This is a genomic window from Brevundimonas sp. (assembly GCF_036659295.1).
In the GTDB taxonomy this organism is placed as follows: Bacteria; Pseudomonadota; Alphaproteobacteria; order Caulobacterales; family Caulobacteraceae; genus Brevundimonas.
Genome location: NZ_JAVXCU010000015.1, coordinates 21,472 through 47,427, shown reverse-complemented (window position 1 = coordinate 47,427; position 25,956 = coordinate 21,472). Strand labels below are relative to the sequence as shown.

At 61.3% G+C, this 25,956-nt stretch carries 20 protein-coding genes; 4 read left to right on the top strand and 16 right to left on the bottom strand.

Going from position 1 to position 25,956, the window contains the following annotated elements; all coding sequences use genetic code 11:
• Positions 1-1,418 (top strand): bifunctional GNAT family N-acetyltransferase/carbon-nitrogen hydrolase family protein (locus tag RSB01_RS04865; protein WP_332625121.1); only part of this gene is annotated, 1,418 nt, incomplete at its 5' end.
• On the opposite strand, the gene RSB01_RS04860 is transcribed toward RSB01_RS04865, so the two are convergent.
• The 4 genes from RSB01_RS04860 to RSB01_RS04845 form a co-directional block, all read right to left on the bottom strand.
• On the bottom strand, positions 1,419-2,438 hold the full coding sequence (locus RSB01_RS04860; RefSeq protein ID WP_332590115.1) for an NAD-dependent epimerase: 1,020 nt from the start codon (positions 2,436-2,438) through the stop codon (positions 1,419-1,421). It lies immediately after the preceding gene.
• Positions 2,439-2,498: 60 nt separating this feature from the next.
• Complete coding sequence (locus RSB01_RS04855; RefSeq protein ID WP_332590116.1) at positions 2,499-3,179, bottom strand: methyltransferase domain-containing protein; 681 nt, start codon at positions 3,177-3,179, stop codon at positions 2,499-2,501.
• A gap of 23 nt (positions 3,180-3,202) precedes the next feature.
• Complete coding sequence (locus RSB01_RS04850) at positions 3,203-5,095, bottom strand: M20/M25/M40 family metallo-hydrolase (RefSeq protein ID WP_332619639.1); 1,893 nt, start codon at positions 5,093-5,095, stop codon at positions 3,203-3,205.
• 118 nt (positions 5,096-5,213) lie between these two features.
• Entirely contained in the window at positions 5,214-7,460 is a 2,247-nt protein-coding gene (locus tag RSB01_RS04845; protein ID WP_332619640.1) for a TonB-dependent receptor, read from the bottom strand.
• Positions 7,461-7,719: 259 nt separating this feature from the next.
• On the opposite strand from RSB01_RS04845, the gene RSB01_RS04840 reads away from it, so the two are divergent.
• Complete coding sequence (locus tag RSB01_RS04840) at positions 7,720-9,096, top strand: metallophosphoesterase (RefSeq protein ID WP_332619641.1); 1,377 nt, start codon at positions 7,720-7,722, stop codon at positions 9,094-9,096.
• Between the two features lie 19 nt (positions 9,097-9,115).
• On the opposite strand, the gene RSB01_RS04835 is transcribed toward RSB01_RS04840, so the two are convergent.
• From RSB01_RS04835 to RSB01_RS04825, 3 genes are read right to left on the bottom strand one after another with little or no spacing between them, the layout of a single operon-like run.
• Entirely contained in the window at positions 9,116-9,937 is an 822-nt protein-coding gene (locus RSB01_RS04835) for a protein-glutamate O-methyltransferase CheR (protein WP_332619642.1), read from the bottom strand.
• Complete coding sequence (locus RSB01_RS04830) at positions 9,934-10,335, bottom strand: response regulator (RefSeq protein ID WP_332590403.1); 402 nt, start codon at positions 10,333-10,335, stop codon at positions 9,934-9,936. The genes RSB01_RS04835 and RSB01_RS04830 overlap by 4 nt, the downstream gene beginning before the upstream one ends.
• Before the next feature lie 50 nt (positions 10,336-10,385).
• Entirely contained in the window at positions 10,386-11,090 is a 705-nt protein-coding gene (locus RSB01_RS04825; RefSeq protein WP_332590402.1) for a histidine phosphotransferase family protein, read from the bottom strand.
• A 139-nt stretch (positions 11,091-11,229) separates the two neighbouring features.
• Between RSB01_RS04825 and cysQ the strand changes: the two genes are divergently transcribed.
• Positions 11,230-12,036: a 3'(2'),5'-bisphosphate nucleotidase CysQ gene (cysQ, locus tag RSB01_RS04820; protein ID WP_332590401.1), complete on the top strand. Its 807-nt coding sequence runs from the start codon at positions 11,230-11,232 to the stop codon at positions 12,034-12,036.
• A gap of 16 nt (positions 12,037-12,052) precedes the next feature.
• Here the strand turns inward: cysQ and RSB01_RS04815 are convergent, their stop codons facing one another.
• From RSB01_RS04815 to map, 5 genes are all read right to left on the bottom strand, one after another.
• Positions 12,053-12,946 (bottom strand): oxidoreductase, encoded by an 894-nt coding sequence (locus tag RSB01_RS04815; protein WP_332590400.1) that lies wholly within the window; start codon positions 12,944-12,946, stop codon positions 12,053-12,055.
• Position 12,947: 1 nt separating this feature from the next.
• On the bottom strand, positions 12,948-13,190 hold the full coding sequence (locus RSB01_RS04810; RefSeq protein ID WP_332590399.1) for a BolA/IbaG family iron-sulfur metabolism protein: 243 nt from the start codon (positions 13,188-13,190) through the stop codon (positions 12,948-12,950).
• 63 nt (positions 13,191-13,253) lie between these two features.
• The gene (locus tag RSB01_RS04805) at positions 13,254-13,784 is read right to left on the bottom strand and encodes a GNAT family N-acetyltransferase (protein ID WP_332590398.1); all 531 of its coding nucleotides are present in this window, start codon (positions 13,782-13,784) and stop codon (positions 13,254-13,256) included.
• A complete protein-coding gene (gene radC / locus RSB01_RS04800) occupies positions 13,781-14,512 on the bottom strand; it encodes a DNA repair protein RadC (protein WP_332590397.1) in 732 nt (243 codons plus the stop codon). Before radC ends, RSB01_RS04805 begins: the two co-directional genes overlap by 4 nt.
• Before the next feature lie 41 nt (positions 14,513-14,553).
• Positions 14,554-15,375 carry a type I methionyl aminopeptidase gene (map, locus tag RSB01_RS04795; protein ID WP_332590396.1) on the bottom strand — a complete coding sequence of 274 codons (822 nt, stop codon included), beginning with the start codon at positions 15,373-15,375 and terminating at the stop codon, positions 14,554-14,556.
• A gap of 441 nt (positions 15,376-15,816) precedes the next feature.
• Here map and RSB01_RS04790 point away from each other — a divergent pair, with 441 nt between their 5' ends.
• Positions 15,817-17,112 carry an outer membrane protein transport protein gene (locus tag RSB01_RS04790; RefSeq protein WP_332625120.1) on the top strand — a complete coding sequence of 432 codons (1,296 nt, stop codon included), beginning with the start codon at positions 15,817-15,819 and terminating at the stop codon, positions 17,110-17,112.
• Positions 17,113-17,252: 140 nt separating this feature from the next.
• On the opposite strand, the gene RSB01_RS04785 is transcribed toward RSB01_RS04790, so the two are convergent.
• From RSB01_RS04785 to RSB01_RS04770, 4 genes are all read right to left on the bottom strand, one after another.
• Positions 17,253-18,698 carry a DEAD/DEAH box helicase gene (locus tag RSB01_RS04785; RefSeq protein WP_332590405.1) on the bottom strand — a complete coding sequence of 482 codons (1,446 nt, stop codon included), beginning with the start codon at positions 18,696-18,698 and terminating at the stop codon, positions 17,253-17,255.
• Positions 18,699-19,010: 312 nt separating this feature from the next.
• Positions 19,011-19,685, bottom strand: coding sequence for a DUF1345 domain-containing protein (locus RSB01_RS04780; protein ID WP_332590394.1), 675 nt, complete (start codon positions 19,683-19,685; stop codon positions 19,011-19,013).
• 54 nt (positions 19,686-19,739) lie between these two features.
• A complete protein-coding gene (gltB, locus tag RSB01_RS04775; protein WP_332590393.1) occupies positions 19,740-24,281 on the bottom strand; it encodes a glutamate synthase large subunit in 4,542 nt (1,513 codons plus the stop codon).
• The gene (locus RSB01_RS04770; RefSeq protein WP_332619579.1) at positions 24,278-25,705 is read right to left on the bottom strand and encodes an NAD(P)-dependent oxidoreductase; all 1,428 of its coding nucleotides are present in this window, start codon (positions 25,703-25,705) and stop codon (positions 24,278-24,280) included. Before RSB01_RS04770 ends, gltB begins: the two co-directional genes overlap by 4 nt.
• Between the last annotated feature and the right edge of the window lie 251 nt (positions 25,706-25,956).

The window sequence follows — 25,956 nt, the reverse complement described above, 5'->3', positions numbered from 1 at the left end:
GACAGATCGCCACCTATCCGGATGGTCAGTTTGTCGTCGAATATGATGGCGAGATCGTCGGCTATGCCGCCAGTTTCCGCATCGACGAGGCGGCGGCCCTGTCGGCCCATAGCTGGGAACAAATCACCGGCGGCGGCTATGCTTCGCGCCATGATCCGCATGGGGCGTGGCTATATGGCATGGAGGTCTGTGTGGACCCGACACGCCGGCGTCTGCGGATCGGCCAGCGCCTTTATGATGCACGCCGCGATCTGGTCGAAGCCCAGAACCTGAAGGGCATTATCTTTGGCGGGCGGATGCCGGGTATCTATCGCCGCCGTGCAGACCTGCGTGATCCGGAAACCTATTTGCAGGCGGTGCTGGACCGCAAGTTCAATGATCCGGTCATTGCCTTCCACATGCGTTCGGGTTTCGAGCCGGTGGGCGTGCTGAAGGGCTATTTGCCGACCGACAAGCAGTCACTGGGCCATGCCACCCATATGGTGTGGCGCAACCCCTATTTCCTCGAAGACACCGGTAAGGGGGCCGCCTTTGCCACCAAGGAGACGGTGCGCGTGGCGACGGTCCAGTTGCAGATGCGCAAGGTCGAAAGCTTTGACGAGTTCATCGCCAATGTCGAATATTTCACCGATGTGGTGTCGGACTATCGCGCCGATTTCGTGATCTTCCCCGAACTGTTCACGTTGCAGCTTTTGTCGCTGGAACACAGGAAGCTGACACCAGCGGAATCCATCGAGGCTCTGACCCGCTATACGCCGCGCTTTGTCGAGGCAATGCGCAAGCTGGCGGTTAGCTATAATGTCAACATTATCGGTGGCTCGCACCCGACCCGCACCGAGGATGGTGACATCCAGAACGTGGCCTATGTGTTCTTGCGCGATGGCTCGGTCCACGAGCAGGAAAAGATCCATCCGACCCCCAATGAACGCCACTGGTGGAACATCAAGGGCGGCGAGCGCGTCCATGCCATCCCTACCGACTGTGGCCCGATCGGGGTGATGATCTGTTATGATTCAGAGTTCCCCGAAGTGGCGCGCCGTATGGTGGACGAGGGCGCGCGCATCCTGTTTGTGCCGTTCTGTACCGACAACCGTCAGGGCTATCTGCGGGTGCGATATTGCGGTCAGGCGCGGGCGATCGAGAACCAGTGCTATGTCGTGCTGGCGGGTAATGTCGGCAACCTGCCCAATGTCGAGAATATGGACATCCAGTATGCCCAGTCCTGTATTCTGACGCCGTGCGATTTTCCGTTTGCGCGCGATGGTGTGGCCGCCGAGGCGACCGAGAATGTGGAAACCGTGACGGTGGCCGATCTGGATTTGTCGGACCTGTCATGGGCGCGGGCACAGGGCACGGTGACCAATCTGCGTGACCGTAGGTTTGATCTGTACAAGACCGCCTGGACCGACGGGGGCTGATCAGTTCTCGCGGTAGAAGTTGCAGTACCAGTCGACAAAATGGCCAACCCCCTCTTCGACCGGCGTCGAGGGGGCATAGCCGATGGCGTTCAGGGTATCGGACACATCGGCCTCGGTATTGACGACATCGCCATCCTGCATGGGCATCAGGTTCAGTTGGGCCTTGCGACCCAGCTTGTCCTCGATGACCTGAATATAGCGCATCAGCGGCACAGGCTGTCCGGCTCCCAGATTGAGGATGCGCCACGGGGCCACGCCGCTGGTGGCCGGATCGGGCAGTGTCGGGTTCCAGTCGCGATTGTTGCTGGCAGGTTGATCCAGCGCGGCGATGATGCCGGTGACGATATCGTCCACATAGGTAAAGTCGCGACTCATCCGCCCTTCGCCATAGACGTCGATCGGTTCGTTCTTGAGGATAGCGCGGGTGAATTTGAACAGCGCCATGTCCGGCCTGCCCCACGGTCCATAGACGGTAAAGAAGCGAAGCCCCGTCGTCGGAATACCGAACAGATGCGCATAGGAATGGGCCATGGCCTCATTGGCCAGCTTGGTCGCCGCATAGAGGGTCAGCGGGTGGCTGGCCCCGTCATGGACACTAAAGGGTAGCTTGCCGTTGGCACCATAGGCCGAGCTGGTCGAAGCATAGACCAGATGCTGGCAGCCTGTTGCGCGTGCGCCCTCAAGGATCGACAGGAAGCCGACCACATTGGAATCCACATAGGTTTCGGGCGCTTCAAGGCTGTAGCGAACGCCCGCCTGTGCGCCCAGATGGACGACGCGCGTGGGTTTTTCAGAGGCAAACAGCCCCGCCACGCCCTCGCGGTCGGCAAGGTCCAGCGTGTGGTGGCGATAGTTCGGATGCGACAAAAGCTGATCCAGCCGCGCCTGTTTCAGCGCCGGATCATAATAGGCGTTCAGATTGTCCAGACCGATGACCGTCTCGCCGCGCGCCAACAGGCGCTGTGCGGTGTGAAAGCCGATAAAACCGGCGGAACCTGTGACGAGAACGGTGTTGGACATGGTCTTTGCGATAAACCTGTCCGCGCGCCTTCGCCAGAGGGCTTATGCGCGCCCAAGAGCCTATGAACGAATGGCGATCAGGGACTTGGTCAGCGGGCCGACCTTTTCGTCATGGTGGGCGGCATCGGGATACAGGAAGCGGAACTGGGTCTTGTCCAGCAGGCGGGCATGCTGGACATCACGCATAGCGGCCCCGACATCGGCGGCCTTTTGCGAGAAGCCGTGGCCGCGTTTCATCAGGGCGCGAGCGCGGCTCTGTTCGCTCTTCCAGTGGAAGAACAGGCTGGAGAAATGCGGTTCGACCGGAAACCAGAAATAGGGTGTCTGGACGTAATAGCGCGGGGCCAGACGGCGGCATTCGTGTGCGAAGGCCTCCATCCTGACCCAGTCGCCAACATGCTCGATGACCGAGTTGGAATGGACCAGATCGAAGCTGTTGTCGGCATATTGCGGCAGGTGGGTGGCATCGCCATCGATGACGGTGAACAGGGCATCGTCCCACACATCGTCCACGCCGCCCGGATTGACGAGGGTGATGTGGACATTGGACGCCTTCAGGAAATCGACGTCGAACAGGTGCCAGTAGCTGGCTTCGCCCCCCAGATCGATGATGCGGACCTCGCCCTTTTCGGCGTGGATGGTCTCGATCAGCGACACGATCCGCTTGCTGCGCGCACGGCGAAAACGCGACACCAGAGAGTCGGGATTGTTATTGTCTTGGAGGGCGTGGATCAGCTTCATGCCGCCTCATTGGCATAACCATACTACTGTAAGCTTAAGCGCGTCGCCTTTTCGGCCATGGCGGTTGCCTTTGACGGTTCGGCCAGACGCGAGCCTGCGCCGATGGCGACCGAGGCCAAAAGAAACACCACGGCCAATATGGTCAGCCAATAGTCGTCGCGCGCGGGAACCAAGGGCCGCACAAACAGCAGCACCAGAAAACCGATGATCCCCAGCGCACCGGGCAGGCTGATGCCTATGCCCAGAAACACCAGATGCCCGTAACCCATCAACCATGCGCCGCCGATAATGGTGGCGATAGCGGGGGCCAGCAGGCCGCGCATTTCGCTGAGTGACGGCGAAATGGCGGCTGTAACGCACATGGCAATAACGGCCAAAAGCACCGGCCATACAAAGATCAGGGCCGCTTGCGGGGCCATGATCTGCAAGGCGATCCCTAATGCGAAGGCCAGAATAACACTGCCGATCCAGCCGCCCCACTGCGTGCGCGATGCCGCACCGGGCCACAGGGAAAGCACAGCGGCGAGTGTGCCGGCACCGATCAGAACCGGCTGTACGCCATCGACCAGATTGACCAGCACGGTAATGGCCGCCAGCCCGTACCCCAGCAGGCGGCGATATTGCGCGCGGGCCCCCGACATCAGGATAAAGGCCAGTGCCAGTACCGCCAGAGCCGCCGAGGCCTCCATCCATGGCAGACGGCGCAGCAGGATATAATACTGGCCCGAGGTCTCAACCGGCACGGCCAGAAGACGCAATCCCTGACACAGGATCAGGCTGGCGCTGATGAACCAGACCCCGTCCAGCGCACCTTGCAAAATCTGTTTGGGACCAAGACGGGTCACAGCGCGCGCGCGCCAGACACTGAAGGCCAGACCGGCGGCCGACAGCACTAGGACTATCCAGTTTCCCCACAGCGGCAGATGGATGACGATACGGCCAAACACATCCGCATAGGCGCGGTTGTCGCCCTTGGGCGGGATGGCCTGTGCCTGCATCATGCGGCTGGCCATTTCCAGAGTTTGGGAGCCGATGTGCTGGAGCGACCCCTGATCCAGATTTTCAGGCGTGGATTCTGCGGTGTGATATTGGCGGGCGCGGCCGACAAAGGCGATGTTGATGCCCTGTGCGCCCTGATTGCGCGGGATGGTAAAGTCGGTCCCGTTGGGCATGCGCTCATACATGAAGCTGGCCAGCGATGTGGTGTCGATGCCGCCATCGGCAGACCATGCCAGAGGTGCAAAGGCCTTGATGGTCGGGCCGTCACCGCGTCCTGTTTCGAACATGGTGGCGCGACCGCCGCCGCCTCGGGCTTCCAGATTGATGATGAAGCCGATTGTGGGGGCCAGAGCGTGTTCCTCGAAGAAGATACGCGCCCCTTCCAGCCCGATTTCCTCGGCATCGGTGAACAGTACGATCAGATCGCGTTGCGTGTCCTTGCGGGCTTGCAGAGCGCGGGCGGCTTCCAGAATGGCGGCTATGCCTGTGCTGTCATCGGCGGCACCGGGGGAGTGCACGCTGGTATCATAGTGGGCCATCAGGAGGATGGGTGGCAGGCCGGACTGGGTGCCCTTGCGGACCGCGACCAGATTGACGGCCTGAAAACCGGCAGCCTCGGGCGTGCCGCCTTCTTTTTGCAGGCGCTGGACGGCACCGACCGTCAGGGAGCCGGTCTGTTCGGAAACACTAAAGCCTAGTTCGGTCAGGCGGCTGGAAAGGTGTTGCCGCACGCGCCGGTGTTCTGCAGAGCCCAACGGGTGCGGGGCACGGGCGATCTCGCGCACATCCACCATGGCGCGGGTGGCCGAAAACTGGTCGGCGGGAGCATCCAGCGGACGCGGTCGTGGCGTCTGCAGGCTGAGTACCGCCAGGGCGAACATCAGGGCCAGTGTACCGAGCAAGGCTGATAACCGCATCCATCCCTCCATGGATCGAAGCGCGTATTGGCTATCAATGTTCTGCAGATAGCAAGAGGGCGGTTCCAGCCTTGCCGGAACCGCCCTCAAGACGCATCAGACTTTAGATCTTATGGGATCAGAAGCGCTTGGAGACTTCGATGCCGTACATGCGCGGATCGTTGACGAAGACGGTCAGGTTGTTGAAGTCGATCGCGCCGAGGATGTTGTCCTCATCGGTGATGTTGCGAACATAACCGGCCACTTCCACATCGCGGCCCAGATGACGCCAGCCTGCACGCAGGCCGCCTTCAAACTGGGTGCCCAGCATGAATTCCTTGGATTCATACAGGAAGATGTTGGTGTTCTTCTGCATGACCCAGTCGGTCGCAGCGAACAGTTCCTGATCGTTGCCAATGGACTTCACATAGGACAGCACGAAGTTGGCCGAATATTCCGGAGCCATCGGGAACGGGTTGCCGTTGATGCTGGCGCGGTTGGTGCCACCGACATTGACGAGCGGATCGGTGATGGTGCAGCCGCCGGTGCACAGAGGCACGCTCAGGCCGTTGTCCTTGATCTCGGTGTCGTTCCAGGCAAAGCCACCGGCGAAGGTGAAGCCTGCACCCAGATAGACATCACCGTCGATCTCGATACCCTTGCCGACACCTTGGTTGGCGTTCAGCAGGCGGTTCGAGTTGTTGTCGCCACCGATGGCGGTAAACTGCATGTCGTCCACTTCATAGAAGTAGGCGGTACCGTTCAGGCGGGCGCGACCATCCCACAGGCGGGCTTTGAAGCCGGCTTCGTAGGACATGACGGTTTCGCTGTCAGCGGTGGTGAGGATCGGCAGGCTGCGGCCTTGGATCGACGGGCCGCGATAGCCATTGGCGATACGGGCGAAAACGTTCCAGTCGCTGTTCACTTCGTACAGGGCACTGATGTCCCACGAGACCTGTTCGTCGCCAACCGAGACGGTGCTGGTCGGCAGCAGGACATTGGCGGGGTTTTTCACGTCAATGGTGATGTCGCCGCGATAGTCGCGGTTGTCTTCGGTGTAGCGCAGGCCACCGGTGACTTTCAGGGCATCCGTCAGCTGATAGTTGGCCTGACCGAACACCGACCAGGAATCCGACTTCTGGATGATGTCGGTTTGCTTGTCCGGCGACAGGCCGCCTACGCCGTTATAGGTGTTGGACACCAGGTTAAAACGGTCCTGGAAGTAGAAGGCACCGACCTGCCAGTCGAGACGGTCGCCACCGTTCGAAGCCAGACGCAGCTCGTAGGTGTTCTGGACCAGATCCGAATTATCGGTGCCGCTTTCAACGCGGAACGGGGTGGCATAGCCGGCACCGACCGGTGCGGTGAACGAGACACCGCCGTCGATATCGCCATCGCCCATCGACTGGCCCTGATAGGAGCCGACAACACCCGTCAGGGTCATGTTGCCGAAGTCATAGGCCACTTGCAGCGACTGCGAGGTGGTGTCCTGCTTCTGGAAATTGTTACGGCCGCCATCGTAATAGACGGTGTCGCGGTCGTAGTTGTCGTTCAGCTTGTTCGAACCCTTGGTCAGGGCGTTGGCGCGGTTCAGCGTGCCGGTACCGGCATAGTCACGCGCTTGCAGTGTCGCCAGAACCGACAGACGCTCGGTCGGGGTCCACGACAGGTGGCCACGGATGGCGCGGTCTTCGAAATTGCCCAGTTCCTTGCCGTCCGGATTGGCAAAGCTGGCATCATAGGCGTTGTTGACCCAGTCATCGCGGTGGTTCCACAGACCGGCGACGCGCAGCGACAGAGTGTCGTTCAGCGGCAGGGTCACGCCGCTCTCGGCGCGGACCGAACCGTAGTTACCCATCGACAGCGAGCCAAAGCCTTCGAACATGTCGCCCGGCTTGGTGGTGTCGATCTTGACGACGCCAGCGGGGGTGTTGCGGCCGAACAGGGTGCCTTGCGGACCGCGCAGAACTTCCATCTGTTTGACGTCGAACAGCGGGAAGCCCTTCAGGTAGACGCTTTCGAGGACGACTTCGTCCATCACAACCGAAACCGGCTGCGAGGCGGTGAAGTCGAAATCGACGTTGCCGAAGCCACGGATATAGAAGCGCGGCGCGTAACGGCCGTTCGAGCTTTCGACGTTCAGGCTGGGTACGCGACCGGCCAGAGCCAGAATGTCGGCACCGCCGGCGTTCACAGCCGCCAGCGTCTCGGTGTTCATGGCCGTGACGGCGAACGGCACGTCACGGATGCTCTCGCTGCGGCGCTGGGCGGTGACGACGATATCGCCGACCGAGGCGGTTTCTTCGACAGTCTGAGCAAAGGCCGGAGCGGCAACCAGCAGGGCGAGGGTGCTGGCCGAAACGGCGAGGGCGGCAATACGCTTCATTTCTATATCCCCTAGGAATGATGGGCGGGGGTCTAGAGGGTGGACGCGGCTCAAGCCAAGCTCGAAAGACCGTCGAGCGGTGAACCTTTTATGACATGGCCACAGTCGGGCAAAACCTGAGCCCTACAGACGGATATCGCCCTTGCTGCGCCCGATTGCCGCAGTTCCAACACATTGTGTGCCTTTTTACATCAGCCCTTTGCGAAGCCTGCGTCCTGCACATGTTAAGGGCGGATGGTTGTCATCAGGGTCGACTTACATGTCACAGTCTTTTATTTCGCGTCGCCACCTTCTCCAGTGGGCTGCTTGCCTGCCTTTGGCGGGCGCTGTGGCCGGGTGCGCGCACAGTCCGGTTGCTCAGTCGAGGCCCAAGCTTCGGGTTCTGGCGATTTCGGACCTGCATTCATCCTATGGCCGCATCGCCCAGCTTTTGGCCGCGTTCCGTGCCGAGGTGGCCTCCAGTGATGCGCCGCATCTGATCGTCGTCAACGGCGACAGCTTTGAAAAAGGCAATGTGGTCTCGGTGCGTTCCGAAGGGGCGATCGACTGGGCTTTCATGGCCGAGCTACCCAAGATTGCGCCGACCGTTTTCAATCTCGGCAACCATGACAACGATCTGGTGCATGACCTGCATCCGGTGGTCGCGCGTATGCGCAGCCTTGGCCTGACGGTGGTCAGCAACCTGATCGACAAGCGTACCGGCCAACCCTATGCGCCATCGACGGCGCAGTTATCGCTGGGGGATGAAACCCTGCGGATTGTCGGTCTGGGTACGCCGTCCTTGAATTCCTATCCGGCGGAAAGCCGCGAATGGCTGACCATTCCCGATCCGGTCGAGTGGGCGCGCGCCAACTTCCCGTCCATGCTGGCGGGTGATGGCCTGAAGCTGGTGCTCAGCCATGTGGGCGTGGTGGACGAGCGCCAGTATTTGCCGCTGCTGCCGCAAGGTGCGCTGATGATCGGCGGCCATAACCATCTACTGTTCACCCATCAGGAAGGGGCCACCGGCTATGTCCATTGTGGACGCTGGGGCGAAACCTATGCCGTGGGCGAGTACGGGGCCGATGGTGTTGTAACGACGGCCAACCGCGAGGTTTCGGGTACGGCGGCCGGTGATCCTGTGATGGCGCGTCTGATCGCAGCCACGCTGGCGGCGCATCTGACGCCGGTTGAGCGCGCTGTGCTGGGCCATAACCCGCAGGCGCAAACGCTGGGCGAGACGGGCCGTAATGTCAGCCGTGGCTTTGCCGATGCGGTCGATGCCGACTGGGGTTTTATCGGCCACACCACGCTGGGGACCGGCCTGAAGGCGGGCGATGTGGACCAGTTCCACTTTGACGAGGTCGTACGCTTTGACGGGCGGCTTCAGGTTGCCGAGATCGAGGCCTCGCGCATGGAAGCGGTGCTGAAGGTCTGCAATCAGGATCGTCCGATGTCGATCTACGACATGACCGGCGACTTCCTCTATGCGGCCGAGCGCACAGGCGGTGTGCGGGCTGGATCGCGCCTCAAACTGGTGACCAGCGACTGGTGCGCGCGCAACCAGTCCAAATATTTCGGCACCACAGATCTGGTCTTTGTGGATGTGCCGACCGACGGGGTAAAGGCGGTCGCCCGCAAAGCCCTGCTGGGATAGGCCAGTTCTCAGGTGCTTGTCAGGCCGCGCGCTGGTTGCGGCCTGAACCCTTGACGAACAGACCGTCGCGGCCTGCAACCTGTCGAAACGCCTTGCTGTCGATCTTTTCGTCGGCCCCGAGAAACAGACAGCCGTCATCAGCCAGCGGGCCGTGCAGATGCTCCAGAGTTTTGAGGCGGGCCTCAGGCAGCATATCGCCCAGCACATAGCGACAGAATACCAGATCGAACGGGTCCTTGCCGACCAGATCATGGGGCAGGGGGGCCAGCAGATTGGCCCTTTCGAATTGCACGATCTGGCGCAGGGCCGGGCGGGCCTGCCACTGGTCCTCGACCGGATCGAAATAACGCAGCATGGCGCGGGCGGGCAGGCCGCGCTGGATTTCAAAGCCGGAATAGATGGCGCGTCCGGCTTTTTCCAGACTGCGGCGCGACAGGTCGGTACAGAGGATATCGACGCTTAAACCCTGATCGAGTGCCGCCATGGCCAGACTAAAGGCTTCCTGACCAGAGCTGCCACCGGCCACCCAGATGCGAACCGGACGCCCCTGACGGGCCTGAGCCAGCGCGGGCAGCAACTCGCGTGCATACAGGTCAAAGACATGACGGTCGCGGCGGAACCATGTCTCGGTATTCAGCAGGGTTTCGATCACGCTCCAGCCCAGCGAGCCGATCGGGCGTGACCAAAGCGTATTCAGCAGGGCTTCGACATTATGAAAGCCTTCGCGGCGGGCGATCGGGCCCAGCCGGTGCTCGGCCAACTGCATACGGTCGGGCGACAGCGCAAAACCGGCGCGACTGGCCATCAGGGCTTGCAGCCGGTCGAAATCTTCGGGGGTCATGCCGCCCACGTTTTCAGGGCACCGACTTCGTCGATCTTGGATTCAAGGATATCGCCGTCGAACGGCTTCATCACATAGTCGTCGGCCCCCGCCGCCAAGGCTTCGGCGATGCGGCGCGGATCGCTTTCCATGCTGCAGAACAGCACCTTGGGCATGCGATCTTCGCTAATTTCCTTGAGGCGTGCCAGAAAATCCATGCCGTCCATTGTCGGCATGCGCCAGTCCAGCAGCACCAGGTTCGGCATCGCCTGCAGACATTGCTCCAGCCCGTCTATGCCGTCACAGGCTTCGGTCACGTCAAAGCCCAGTCCCTCGACAATGCGACGGGCGACTTTTCGGATGATCCGGCTGTCATCAACAATAAGGCACAGAGGCTTCGGCAGGGGACATCTCTCCATCAACTTCCGGCAAGAGAAGCTTCACAATGGACGTATTGGCCCCGATCGTGTCAAATTTCAACGTGATTTGGTAGTCGTGCTAACAAGGATATACATTGTTCCTCGACAACTGTGTCCAGTCGTCCACCGATTTCCGATATAGTCAGCCACAGCCAGTAGGGCTGAATCCACTGCCCGTGCAGACCCTCGGACAGGGGCTGGCCCCTAAGGCCGGCCAGAGCCTCGGGCTTGAGGCGGGCACGGTTGCCTTGCGCCTGACCGGCAAGGGTAAGGCCATTGTCTTCCTGACGCGCGGTGATGGTGGCGGTGCCGCCCAGCGCAAGGGCGCTGTGGGTCAGATAGGCCAGATTCAGCAAGGCCCGCGCATGGGGCTTTGACAGGGACATTTCGGGAATGCGCCAGTCAATCTGGGCGCGTCCGCCGTCGGTCAGCCCCAGCACCAGATTGTGAATCTCGGTGCTGGAAAAGCGCTCGGCACTGGATGAACTACCAAAGGCCACACGGGAGAAATTGACCAGCGAGATCATTTTACGCGCGCTTTGACGGATGAGGCCCATGGCGTCGTCGCGCATATCCTGTGCGGTCGGATCATCCAGCAGGTCCAGCCCCGACATTACGGCCCCGGACGGACTGATGAAGTCATGGCACAGCTTGGCGGCGACCAGAGCGGTCAGCTCGGCACCTTGCGGCAGAGCAGGTTGCTCTTCGCCAGAGTGGCCAGAGGTACGGGCGGCGGTATCGGTCAGAAAAGACATGCGTGTCCCGATCCTGAAAACGAGGATCCAAAAACGTAGTTAATGAAGGTTAATCAATCCCTGACCTGATTTGCCGGTTCGTTAAACTGCTGGATTGGAGTATCTGCACAAAACCATGTCCAGCACGTCAGGTCCCCCCATGTCTCCTGCCTCGCCCGAAACACTTGAACGCCTTGAGGCGGACCTTGTCTCGGGCCGTCTGGCTGTCGTCATTGCCGAGATCGCCGAAGAGGCCGCCGAGGTCATTCGCGGCTTTTGGCAACAGGGTGTGGTGGCCGAACACAAGGCCGATAACAGCCCTGTCACCGAGGCCGACCGTGCGGCCGAGCGACTGATTTTAGAGCGTCTTGCGGCCGAGTGGCCTGGGGTGCAGACCGTGGCCGAGGAACAGTCCAGTGATAGCGGCCTGCCCGCTGGATGCGACGGCTGGTTCTGGCTGATTGATCCGCTGGATGGCACGCGTGGCTTTGTGCAGGGCCGCGAGGCCTTCAGCGTCAATATTGCCCTCATACACGATCATCATGTGGTGGGGGGCGCAGTGGTGGCACCGGCGACGCACACCTCGTGGCGCAGCGGACCTGCGGAGGGCGGGGCTTTTCGTCGCCAGAAGGACGAGAGCTGGCACCCTATCCATGTGCGCGAACGCCCTGCCGAGCCGGTGGCTCTGGTCAGCCATAGCCTCAGCGACGAAGAGGCCGAGCGCCTGATCCGTCGCCATGGCTGTACGCAATGGCAGGCGCTGGATTCATCGCTGAAACTTTGTCTGATTGCCGAGGGCCGGTTTGATGCCTATCCGCGCACCGGCCCGACCTCCGAATGGGATATCGCGGCCGGTCACGCAGTCTTGCAGGCCGCAGGAGGCCGCATCATTACGCCGGATGGCCAAGGCCTGCTGTACGGCAAGCCGAGCTTTGCCAACGGGGCCTTTGTGGCACTGGGTGGCTAAATTTTAAGGAGCGGGCTCAGGCGGCGCGTGAAGACGTGACGCGGGCCATTTCCAGCTGGGCGGGCAGGCTGACCGGCATGTCGCGCTCGCAGGCCTTGGCAAGGCGTTTCAGGCGCTCGATATTGGGGGCGTGCACCACCACTCCGGCCAGAGACGGGTCCAGCAGGGCGTGTGCCAGACACAGGTCTTCGGCTTCCCAGCCCGGTGTGGAATACAGGAAGGCAAACGGGTTGGGCACGTCTTCGACGACCGGCTTTTTGCGGCCCATGCCGAACAGGCCTTTTTGCGCCTCGGCAACGACAGGGCGTTTAGGAGCCACCAGCAGGGACTTGGGGAAGTAGTCGGTCGAGAACACGATCATCTGCTGCTCGCGGGCCGAGCGCAGGCAGGACCTCTGGCGGGCATCCATCTGGATGTGGCTGGGCGTATAGAGGACGTCAAAGCGGCCGCTATGAATATACACCTCCATCACCTCCGAATTGCCGCGCAGCCCCAGACGTTTGACGCGTTCGTCCGCGCGCAGGGTTTTCAGCGATTGTGAGGGCAGTTCGCTCTCGGACGGATCATCCAGAATAACCGTGTCCATATAGACGAGGCCCGAGGCCTTGAGGACGGCACCGATAACGGCGCTCAGGCCCTCGGGTGTGAAATTGCGTTTGCCATTGGGCAGGGGGCCAACCGTCAGGGCAATATGCAGGAGGTCGCGGTCAACCTGACGCAAGGCCTCGCCCGCCGTACGGATAAGGGTGGGGTCGAGGCTGTCGATGAAGAAGCTGTTCACGCCTTCTTCGACGGCCGTATCAATAAGATTGCGTATGCCGTTGGCACCGGACACAGCAACCGCTGCATCCAGTGTCAGTGTTATTGCTGAAACTGCAGAGCCGACCTCTCCGAGAGGACGATAGCGCATATCAGATAACCTCTGCGGGGGTTTTGGCATCAAAACTGACCGAGTGGACCACGGTGCCCAGCTTGTCCTTGAGGGCGGCATTGCACGCGCGGCCACGGTTGACGCGGCTCATGCCCTCGAAGGCGCTGGAGACGACCAGCGCCACCCAGTGGTCCTCGTCGCCTGCGGTGTCACGCAGGTCAATGACAGCGTCCGGAAAGGCGTCGGTCAGGTGCGCGCGCAGTTCGTCGGCAGACATAGGCATGGGCGGAACTCGTTTCAGTAAGCGGTACAGTCCTATAGCCAATAGGCGTCTCTGAGCAGATTGTCAGCCTGCGCTGTTGGTCGAGGGCCTTTGACGTTCATACAGGCCAAGGGTTGAGCCTTTGTGTAGACCCTGCCCATAGGGCTTAAACCCGACCGCCTCGGCCAATTTGATCGAAGGCGTATTGGGGTCGGAGATCATGCAGACGGTGCGCTCGAACCCCAGAACACTATCGGCATAGTCCAGCACAGCGGACACCGCCTCGCGTCCCAGACCCTTGCCATGAAATGGCGAGGTCATGGCCCAGCCGATTTCGGGGGCGGTAAAAGGCGGCGACAGGTCGCGGCGATAATCGAACAGGCCGACACTGCCCACCAGTGTCTCTGTGTGATCGCGCAGGACCCAGTTGCCATAGCCTAGAACCTGCCAGTGGCCGATATCGCGCAGCAGACGCAGCCAGACATCCTCGGCGCACATGGGCTGGCCGGAGATGTAGCGGGTGACGCCTTCTTCGGCCCACATAAGGGTCAGGTCTTCGAAATCGGTGGGGGCGACGGGGGTCAGCGTCAGGCGCTCGGTACGAAGGATGGTCACATCAGGCCTAGTTGTTTGAAGCTGGTCACGCCGTGGCGTCCGGCGATCAGGTGGTCGTGAATCTGGATATCCAGTGCGCGGGCCGCCTCTATGACCTGTTTGGTCATATCGATATCGGCGCGGCTGGGGGTCGGGTCGCCCGACGGATGATTGTGGACGATAATCATGGACTTAGCACTTAACTCAAGGGCGCGGCGCACGACCTCGCGCGGATAGACCGGCGCATGGTCGACCGTGCCGCGATTTTGGATTTCATCGCGGATCAACTGGTTCTTGTTGTCGAGATACAGGATGCGGAACTGTTCGCGCGGCTCGTGCTGCAAGGCCAGTCGCACATAGGACAGCAGGGCCGTCCATGACGAGATCACCGGACGCTTGGCCACTTCGTCCAGTGCGGCACGGCGGGCGGCTTCCTGTAGGGCGCAAAGATCAAGGGCGGTTTGTTTGCCGACGCCGCGCATCTGGCCTTTGATGTCGGTGGCCCGCACGGTCAGCATGTCTTCGAGCGAGGCAGCCATCACACCGGACATGGAACCGAAACGGTCCAGCAAGGCCTTGGCTAGTGGTTTGACATCGCCCTGCGGCTGGCTGCGGAACAGGAACAGCTCCAGCAGCTCATAGTCGGGAAGGGTGGAGAGTCCGCCTTCCAGCGCTCGTTCGCGCAGACGCTCGCGATGGCCCAGATGATGGGCCTTGGGCTTGGCCGCTATGGGTATGCTGTCCGTCATAGTCTCCCCCCGAAAGAGGAGACTAGACGTAACTGCGTTCGTCAGAAAGTGGGGCGGAACATGTTCTTGGGCGAGGCCGAGAAGATTTCGACGCCGTCTTCGGTCACACCGATGGTGTGCTCGCACTGCGAGGACAGCGACTTGTCGCGGGTCACGGCGGTCCAGCCATCGGACAGAACCTTCACGCCGGGCTTGCCGAGGTTCACCATCGGCTCGATGGTGAAGAACATGCCGGGCTTCAGGACCGCGCCTTCGCCACGGCGGCCATAGTGCAGCACGTTGGGATTGTCGTGGAAGACGCGGCCGATGCCGTGACCACAGAAATCGCGCACCACGCTCATGCGCTGGGCCTCGACGAATTTCTGGATGGCAAAGCCGATATCGCCAAAGGTATTGCCCGGCTTGACCTGGGCCAGACCCAGTTCCAGCGCATCATAGGTGACTTCGACCAGCTTCTTGGTGCGGGCGTTGATTTCGCCGACCGGATACATGCGGCTGGAATCGCCATGCCAGCCGTCAACAATGACCGTGTGGTCGATATTGACGATGTCGCCTTCCTTCAGAACCTTGTCACCTGGAATGCCGTGGCAGACGACATGGTTGATCGAGGTGCAGATGGTCTTTTCGTAGCCTTTATAGCCAAGGCAGGCAGGGATCGCATTATTGTCGAGGGTGAACTGGCGCACCAGATCATCCAGATAGCCGGTGGTAACGCCCGGTTTGACGTGCTCGGTAATCATGTCCAGCGCCTCGGCGACCAGACGACCGGCCTTGCGCATGCCTTCGAAATCTTCCGGCGTGTGAATGCGGATCTCGTGGCTACGGACCAGGACGTCGGTTTCCAGTTCGGGCGTTTCGTACATGACAGACTTTCAGCATTTTGCCGTGCTCGCGAGCCTTGGCGGCTGTCGGGTCGGGCAATGTAATTCCGGTATGCCGCGTGCGAAGGCGGCAACTTCTAAGTTCAGATGGTGTTTCTATCACAAAAGCGCAATCGCGTCAGCTTTCGACGGGATAGGACATGATGGAAATGGCGAGGCTAATAAATGCCAAGCTTTACGCTAAGGCGGCATGATAAGCTAAGTAACAACGTTATGGATGATTAAATATTCTTCCCTAAGGTAAGTTATGGCCAAAAAAGTGCGACTTATGCGCCACTCCGTTACTGGTTTCTCGCAGTGTGACGATCCTGTGAAAGGCAGAAACGATGACAAGAACATCGGGCCTGATAAGCCTTTGCTTCTCTCCCCGAGCAAAGGCCCATCGCATCGGTAATGATGGGCCAGTAACTATAGGTGACATCTATGACTTCCAGGAACATGGCCCGCGCTGGCGCCTTGGCGATCCTCATGACTTCGGTGGCCGCTCCGGCCTTCGCAGGCTCCTTCTATCTGCAGGAACAATCGGCACGCGGCATGGGTCGCGCCAATTCGGGCGAAACCGCTGACAAGGGCGTAGAGTCCATGTGGTGGAACGCTGCTTCGATCGCGCGTTCGGGCCGCGAAGTGACCATGTCGCTGCACGCCATCCGTCTGGATGCCGAAGCCACCAATGATGGCTCGTACGTGACCTATACCAACCCGAACACGGGTGACCGTTACGACGTGCCGGTGATGAATGCCCGCCAGACCGAAAAGCCGCTGGAAAACGGTCTGGTGCCGAACTTCGCCATCGCCATGCCCTTGACCGAGCGTCTGGCTGTTGGTGTGGCTGTGGCCGCTCCGTACAACTTCACCACCAAATATTCGGACAACTCGTTTGCCCGTTATGATGCCGGTACCTCGGAACTGCGCTCGGCGGATCTGGGTCTGACCGCCGCCTATCAGGTCAATGACTGGCTGGACGTCGGTGCTGGCGTGAACGTGGAATACGTCAAGGCCAAGCTGACCTCGGCCATGCCGGGCTTTGCTCCGACCTTCGCTGATGGTTCGTCCTCGCTGGAAGGCGATGGCTTTGCCTATGGCTGGAACGTCGGCGCGCAAGTCCACACCGGTAAGTGGGATCTGGGTCTGTCCTACCGTTCGGCCATTGAGCACGAACTGGAAGGCGATATCGTCACCACCCTGACCGGCCCGCTGGCTCCGAACAGCGTCGATTCTGCCGGTAGCGCCGAAATCAACACGCCCTGGTTCGCCTCGGCATCGGTGCGCTATGCCGCCACCGACAAGCTGACCCTGAACGCCCAGATCAACCGTATCGGCTGGTCGGAATTTGACGCCATCCGCGTGTCCTATACGGGCGGTGGTGACACCATCCACCAGAACTACGAAGACGTCACGACCGGCGCGATCGGTCTGGACTATGCCTATAGCGCCAAGACCACCCTGCGCGCTGGCGTCGCTTACGACCCGACCCCGACCACGGATCAACTGCGTACCGCCCGTATTCCGGATGCAGACCGCACCCTGTTCTCGGTTGGCCTGAATACCGAAGTCACCGAAGGCGTCGGCTTCGATGCAGCCGTGACCTATATCGCGATGAACGAGTCGAAGATGCACGACGACCGTAACTTCTATAACGGTCTGGTCACCTCGCACCTGCGCGGTGACATCGAAGGTTCGGGTCTGGTGTTCTCGATGGGCACCACCATCAAGTTCTAATCCTTTGCAGGATTGAACATGGAAAACGGCGGCTCCGGATGGGGCCGCCGTTTTTGTTTGGGCCACATTTAGTTTGGGCTTTGGGCAACAAAAATAGGCCGCCATCCCGAAGGAAGGCGGCCCGTTTTTATCTATGAGGCTTAAGCGCGGCTGAAGCTTTTTGCGCCATTGCCGCCGCCGTTCGGGCGGCTGCGGGGGCGACGCTTCATTTCGCCGACCGGAGCCGGTTCACGAACCGCAGGCTCGCGCGGGGTCTTGGGACGCTCGCCTGCCATCGGATCGTATTCGCGCTTCGGCGCTTCAACGGTTTCACCCGAACGGCCGCCCTTGCGGATGCGGTGCGGCTGACCACCACCCGACGGGCGCTGCTCGTTGCGACGACGGTTGCGGTTACGGTTGCCTTCGCCGTCACCCTTGCGCGGCTCGCGCTCGGGCAGGGTGGCCTTGGCCGAAACGCCAGCAGCCATGATCGAGGCGTCCAGAGCCTGTAGGCCCTTGTCGTTGCGACGGTCGGTCATCGGGATCTTCTGGCGGGTCACCTTTTCGATGTCCTTCAGAAGCTTCATTTCGTCGCCAGCCACGAAGCTGATGGCGGTGCCCTTTTCACCGGCACGGGCGGTACGGCCGATGCGGTGAACATAGGATTCCGGCACGAAAGGCAGCTCGAAGTTCACAACGTGCGTGACCTTGTCGACATCGATACCGCGTGCCGCAATATCGGTGGCGACCAAAACGCGCAGCTTGCCGTTCTTGAAGGCTTCCAGAGCGCGTTCGCGTTGCGGCTGGGATTTGTTGCCGTGGATTGCGCCGGCTTCAACGCCGCCAGCTTCCAGATAGGCCGCAACCTTGTCGGCACCGTGCTTGGTCTTGGTGAAGACCAGGCAGCGCGTATAGGACGGGTCCGAGAACAGTTCGGTCAGCAGGGCGCGCTTGCGGCCTTGTTCAACCCAGATCACCGATTGTTTGATGCGCTCGACGGTCGTGGCTTGCGGCGTGACTTGAACCTTGACCGGATCTTTCAGCAGTTCGCCAGCCAGCTTACCGATTTCGTTCGGCATGGTGGCCGAGAAGAACAGGTTCTGGCGACGGGCCGGAAGGCGGCTGACGACTTGGCGGATCGGCTTGATGAAGCCGAGGTCCAGCATCTGGTCCGCTTCGTCGAGGACGAAGATTTCGGTCGAGGACAGGTCGAGGGTTTTTTGCTGGATATGGTCCAGCAGACGGCCCGGTGCAGCTACCAGAATGTCGAGGCCCTGCTGCATGGCGCGCTCTTGGCCGCCATACTTTACGCCGCCGAAGACAACGGCAACGCGGAAGCCGAGGTGCTGGCCGTATTGTTTGAAGCTGTCTGCGATCTGGGTGGCCAGTTCGCGGGTCGGCGACAGAACCAGGCAGCGCGTGGTGCGCGGCTTGGGCGCAACGCGGTTTTCAGCCAGACGGTGCAGGATGGGCAGTGCGAAGGCGGCAGTCTTGCCGGTACCGGTCTGGGCGATACCCAGCAGGTCGGCACCCTTCATCACGTGCGGAATAGATTTGGCTTGGATCGGGGTCGGCTTGTCATAGCCAGCTGCCCTCAGGGCAGACATCAGGCCGGGATTCAGGCCCAAGGATTCAAAAGTGTTGTCGCTCACGTCGTTCTTTCACGAATAACGACGAACGCTAACAGCCGTCAGGCCAAGCAGCGCGCGTCGTCCGCCCGTATCGTACGGGCAGGTAACGGGCGCCGCCCCGCGTGTCCGGACGACGTATGATCTTGAGGAACCGACGGCTCAACAGACAGGCGTATTCTTGAGAAAGAAAGGCCCACACGCGCTGGAGCACGACGGAAACCGCACTGTGCGGTAGCGGGCAAATGAGGCTTAAGGGCTCAAGAGTCAAGGGTAGGGGCGAAAACACGCCTAAAGTAGATTGATCGCCAGATTGACGGCCAGTGCCAGAATGACGGTGTTGAACAGCCAGGAGAGGAGGCTGTGTACTGTCGCAATACGGCGCATGCGGGCCGTGGAAATCTGCACATCGGCGGTCTGGTTGGCCACGCCGATAATCAGGGCGAAATGCAGGAAGTCCCAATAGCTGGCTTCTTCTTCGCTCGGAAAGATCAGTCCTTTGCGATCGCGTGTGCCATCTGGGCCAGAGGTGGCTGGGCCAGAGGTGTCCGGAGCGTAGAACTCATGGGTGTAGTGCAGGGTAAAGATCACCTGCACGAACAACCATGACAGGGCGATGGTGGCGATGGTCAATATGGCATCAAAGGCCGTGGGTTTGCCGCCGGATGCGGCCATATAGACAATCACAAAGACGCTGGCCGCCGCCGCCAGCAGGCTGAGCGGCAGGACGCCGCTACCAGCCTGATCCATTTCGCTTGCGCGTGCGTGGATGTCGCTGATGGTACGGGCGCGGGTCATGCGAAACAGGGTCAGCAGCAAAAAGGCGGCGACACCGCTATCCCACGCCACGGCCAGTCGCGCGGGCCAGTTCCAACTGGCGGGTTCGATAGCCAGAACTGACGCCATGACGGCCAGTCCCAGCCACAGGGCCACATGCAGCCGCACAATGCGAGGGGCGATGGTCATCGGACGATGTTACGTGATTTACATCCGATGACCAGTAGCTCGCTGTAACCGGCCCTAGGCGGTGGCCCGCTGCTCCGGCACTTTGCTCGTCTGTTCGGCATTGCACACGGTTTGCGGCACAATGCGGATGAAGGCTTTGAGGCTGTTGTCCCAGTCCCCCAGAAGGCGCTGGGCCAAGGGGGAGCGGGTAGCGGTCAGATGGGCCTCGACCAGTTCTTTCAAGCGCGTGGCAGCCTCGGCATTCAAGGTGCCAAGCGTTGCCAGATCGCCATTCAGGGCCTGTGCCGCATGGCCGCCCGGGTCCAACACGAACAGTTCGCCGCCGCTCATACCCGCAGCAAGGTTCCAGCCGGTCTGGCCCAGAACCACCACGCGGCCGCCGGTCATATATTCGCAACCGTGAGCCCCCAAGCCCTCGACAACGGCCTCGGCACCGGAGTTGCGAACGGCAAAACGCTCACCTGCCGCGCCCGCTACAAACAGACGACCCGAGGTGGCCCCGTAAAGGGTGGTGTTGCCGCAGACCTGCTGGTTCTCGCGCCATTCATAGGGACGGACGCGAATATCCGCACCGGACAGCCCCTTGCCGACATAGTCGTTCACTTCGCCGACCACATCCAGCACGAGGCCCTTAGTGGCAAAGGCCCCGAAGCTTTGACCGGCAATACCTTCCAGCTTCAGCGTCAGGCGACCTTGCGGACCTTGCGGACCGTATTTGCGCACGATGGCCGACGACAGACCTGCGCCGACCGTGCGCTGGGTGTTCTTCAGAGGATAGGACAGTTCCAGCGTCTGGCCCGATTGCAGGAAGGACTGGGCATCCTTCAGGACCTGTGCATCAAGGCTCTCGTCGATTTCCTTGCGGTGCTTGTCGGCCAGACGGCCGGGCTTATCGACATCGACCTTCATCAACAGCGGGTTGAGGTCCAGATCATCCAGATGTGAGCCACCACGACGGACTTGGCGCAGCAGGTCGGTGCGGCCGACAATCTCGTCAATGGTACGCGCACCGATGGAGGCGAGGATTTCGCGCACTTCCTCGGCGATGAAGGTGAACAGGTTGACCACCTTTTCGGGCGTGCCGGTGAACTTGGCCCGCAGGCGTTCGTCCTGCGAACAGATGCCGACAGGGCAGGTGTTCGAATGGCACTGGCGTACGATCAGGCAGCCCATGGCGATTAGGCCCGCCGTGCCGATGCCAAACTCTTCGGCCCCCAGCAGGGCGGCGATAACGATGTCACGGCCCGTGCGCATCCCGCCATCCGCCCTCAGGCTGACCGAGGAACGCAGGTGGTTGAGGCTGAGGACCTGATGGGCCTCGGCCAGACCGATTTCCCACGGCATGCCCGCATGCTTGATCGAGGTTTGCGGAGACGCACCCGTGCCGCCGTTATGACCGGCGATCAGGATGGCGTCGGCCTTGGCCTTGGCGACACCGGATGCAATCGCGCCGATGCCGGTGGCCGATACCAGTTTGACCGTAACCTTGGCCTCGGGATTGATGGCCTTCAGATCATAGATGAGCTGGGCCAGATCCTCGATGGAATAGATGTCGTGGTGCGGCGGCGGAGAGATGAGCGTGGTGCCGGGGACAGCATGGCGCATTCGCCCGATGAACTCTGTGACCTTGAAACCGGGCAGTTGGCCGCCCTCGCCGGGCTTGGCACCCTGTGCGACCTTGATCTCGATTTCGCGGCACTGGTTCAGATATTCGGCGTTGACACCGAAACGGCCCGACGCCACCTGCTTGACCGCCGAGTTGGCATTGTCGCCATTGGGGCGCGGGACATAACGCGCGGGGTCTTCGCCGCCTTCACCCGATACGGCGCGTGCGCCCATCCGGTTCATGGCGATGTTCAGCGTCTCGTGGGCTTCGGGCGACAATGCCCCCAGCGACATGGCCTGCGACAGGAAGCGCTTGCGGATGTCGGAGACGCTTTCGACCTCGTGCAACTGGACGGGCTTTAGCCCTTCCTTGAAGTCGAGCAGGTCGCGCAAAGACAGGTCCGGTTGCTCGGCGACAGCGGCAGAATACTGCTTGAAGCGCTTATAGTCGCCGCGATTGGTGGCGTCCTGCAACAGGTGGATGGTCTTGGCGTCGTGGCCGTGGGCTTCGCCGTTGGCACGGATGCGGAAGAAGCCGCCCATAGATGGCGACGGTATGGCATCACTGCCAAAAGCGGTGGTGTGACGTTGCAGGGCGGCGCGTTCCAGACCGGCCAGACCAATACCCGAAATGCGCGACGATGCATTGGGGAAGAACTCGGCGGCCAAGGCCCGCGACAGGCCCAAAATCTCGAACTCGCAGCCGCCGCGATAGGCGGACATGATGGAGATGCCCTTGCGCGCCAGAACCTTGAGCAGGCCCGCCTCGATACCCTTCTTGTAGTTGAGGCAAGCGTCCTTCAGGGACAGGTCCCCATAGATGCCGCGCTCCAGACGGTCCTGGAACAGTTCCTGCGCCAGCCAAGGATTGACGGCCGTAGCCCCCACACCAACCAGAACGGCAAAGGCGTGCGGATCCAGCGTCTCGGACGAGCGCACCACAATCGAGCAATAGGTACGCAGCGCCGCATCGGTGAGACGCAAATGCACCCCCGATGTCGCAAGGATCATCGGCACGCCGAGACGGTCTTCGGAGACATGCTCGTCGGTCAGGACGATCAAGGTCGAGCCGGTGCGGGCAGCGGCCTCGGCTTCGTCACGAATACGGTCGAGCGCAATACGCAGACCGGCTCCCGCATCTGTGCCCGGCAGGGGTAGCGGGTAGCTACAATCAATGACGGTGGTCGAGCCGTCGGCCACGACGCCCAGCAGGCGGTCAAACATACCGGTGGTCAGGACAGGGCTGTCCAGCACGAACACATCGGTCTGAGCCTCGTCATGGGCCAGAATATTGCCAAGGTTCTTGAAGCGGGTTTTCAGGCTCATGGCCCCTGCTTCGCGCAAGGGATCGATGGGCGGGTTGGTGACCTGAGAGAAGTTCTGGCGGAAATAATGCGCCAGAGGACGCGGCAAGGACGACAACACGGCGGGCGGCGCATCGTCGCCCATCGAGCCCAGCGCTTCCTTGCCGTCGCGCACTAGCGCATCCAGCAACAGATCACAGTCCTCGCGGCTGAAACCGGCGGCGATCTGGCGGCGGATCAGCGCATCGCCGGTGGCGGCGCGTGGCTCGGGCCCTGGGCCGATTAGGGGCTCCAGATCGACCATGTTGCCGATCCAGTCCTTATAGGGATGGGCGGCAGCCAATGCGTCGACGGCCTCGTGTTCATCATAGACACGGCCTGTCTTCAGATCGACGGCGATCAGTTTGCCGGGGCCGATATGCAGGCGGCGCTTTACGCGCCCTTCCGGCAGCGGCACCAGACCGGCTTCGGAACCTGCCAGCAATAGGCCATCGACGGTTTCGACCGCACGTAGGGGGCGCAGGCCGTTGCGGTCCTTACCGGCAACAACCCAGCGACCGTCAACGGCGCACAGGGCAGCAGGGCCGTCCCACGGCTCCATCACGGCGTTGCAATAGGCATAGAGGGCGCGGTGTTCTGCCTTCATCACCATGTCGTCCGACGACCACGCCTCTGGCACCAAAAGGGCCTTGGCCATAGGGGCGGGGCGACCGGCGCGAACCAGAACCTCGAACACATTGTCCAGCGCCGCCGAGTCCGATCCGCCCGCCTGAACAACCGGCTTTACCTCGTGGTCACGATCGCCGAAGGCCGAGGCGGCCATGCGGATTTCGTGTGATTTCATCCAGTTGAGGTTGCCGTGCAGGGTATTGATCTCGCCATTATGGGCGAGGGTGCGGAACGGTTGGGCCAGCTTCCATTCGGGGAAGGTGTTGGTGGAATAGCGCTGGTGGAACAGGGCGTAGCCGGATGCAACCGTCGGGTCGTTCAGGTCGATATAAAGTTGGCCCAGCAGCTCGGCGCGGACCATGCCCTTATAGACGATGGAGCGGGCCGACAGCGAGCAAACATAGAAGCCGCCCAGACCCGATTTGGTGACCGCGGCCTCGATGCGGCGGCGGCACAGATACAGTTCCCGCTCCAGCGTCTCGCCATTGGCGTCGGCTTTCCACAGCGCTTCGGGAGCCGCCAGCATGATCTGTTCGATCTCGGGGCGGGTCTGTTCGGCGCGAGTGCCGACGACTGATAGGTCCAGCGGTGTCTGGCGCCAGCCATAGATATAAAAGCCCGACCGGATGGCCTCGGCCTCGACAATGGCGCGGGCGCGGTCTTGGGCACCAAGGTCTGTGCGCGGCAGGAATATCTGCCCGACGACCACAGGGCCGGAGCGCAAGGATTGGCCCACGGCCTTCACCTGTGCGGCAAAGAAGTCATGCGGGATTTCGATCATGATCCCTGCGCCGTCGCCGGACAGGCCATCGGCATCGACCGCGCCACGGTGGGCCACAGCCTTCAGCGACTGGATAGCCATGTCCACAACCTCGCGGCGCGGCTTGCCGTCGATGGCGCAGACGAGGCCGACGCCGCAGGCATCGCGCTCGGTGGTTGGGTCGTAGGATCCGGCAGCGACCAGCTTGGCGCGCGCGGCTTGATACTGTTCCAGCCAGTTGTTGTTTTGGTCGGTCATGCTGCGGCTTCCTCGGTACGCGCGCGCAAGTAACGGTCGATTTCGGCGGCGGCATCCTGACCGTCGCGCACGGCCCAGACGACGAGGGAGGCACCGCGCACGGCGTCCCCTGCGGCAAACACGCCATCAAGGCTTGTGGCAAACCCGCCTCTGGCCACCTGAACGGTGTTCCAGCGCGAGATTTCCAGCGAAGCGTCCATCTGCTCTGCGAAGTTTTCAGGCTCGAAGCCGAGCGCCTCGATGACCAGATCGGCAGCGACGTCGAAATCGCTGTCGGCGACAGGCGCGATTTCGCGGCGTCCCGTTGGCCCCGCATCGCTTAAGGCCATGCGCTGGGCGCGAACGGCGCTGACGGCTTCCCCCTTGGACATGAGCGCCTTGGGGGCGGCCAGCCATTCAAAGGTGACGCCTTCTTCTTCGGCGTTTTGAACCTCGCGGGCGCTGCCGGGCATATTGGCGCGGTCACGGCGATAGAGGCAGGTAACGCTGGCAGCGCCCTGACGGATGGCGGTGCGGACGCAGTCCATGGCGGTGTCGCCACCGCCGACGACCACGACATTCTTGCCCTTGGCCGTGTCGGCTTTGATAGCATCGCCCAGATCACGTCTGTTCTGTGCGATCAGGTAATCGAGCGCTGGCAGGGCATCATCGGGACCACAGCCGGGGATGCTGAGACGGCGGGCCTGATAGACCCCCATGGCCAGAAGCACGGCATCATGCTTGGCACGTAAGGCGTCCATGCTGATATCGGTGCCGACCGAGGTGTTCAGAACAAACCGGACCCCGCCTTCGACCAAGCGGTCAATGCGGCGCTGGACGATGTGCTTTTCCAGCTTGAAGCCGGGGATGCCGTACATCAAAAGGCCGCCCGCGCGATCGTGACGGTCGTAGATGGTGACGTTGTAGCCCGCACTGCGCAGACGATCGGCAGCCGCCAGACCCGCAGGGCCAGCGCCCACAATGGCCACCGACTGGCCGCGCTCAAGCAAGGGGCGGATCGGTTCTACCCAGCCGTTTTCGAACGCCTTGTCGGCAATCCATGCCTCGACCGAGCCGATGGTCACACCGTCCCAGCCGGATTGTTGCAAGGTACATGCGCCTTCGCACAGTCGATCCTGCGGGCAGATGCGGCCGCAGATTTCCGGCATGGTCGAGGTCGCGCTTGCGGTCTTCCACGCCTCGCGCAGATCGCCATCGGCAGACAGGGCCAGCCAGTCCGGAATATTGTTCTGGAGCGGACAGGCATTCTGGCAAAACGGCACGCCGCAGTCCGTGCAGCGTGAGGCCTGTTTGGGGCCGCTCTCGGCTGTCGGTTTGAGTGTGATCTCGTCAAACGACAACACACGCGACTGCGCCGACGACTTCTCCAGTCGCCGCGCTTCGATCAGGAAACCACCAGGGTTTGAGCGTCCACCTTTTTGCATGCGCTCACTTTGACTTCCGGGACGGCGTTCTGCAAATATTTTTCGATGTGGCAATGAAAAATATCACTGAGGCATTTTTTATTGCGGTTTTTGGTAAAAACGGACTTTTTAAATGCGTTACAAATGCTGCATCGCGACATAAATCTGCATCGTTTTTTGAGAATGTTTCGCTGAAACCGCTGATCCGAAGGGGCGGCACGGGAAAATGTGTCGGAACAGAGTTCTCCCAGTAGGGTTCAATCTCCCATGCA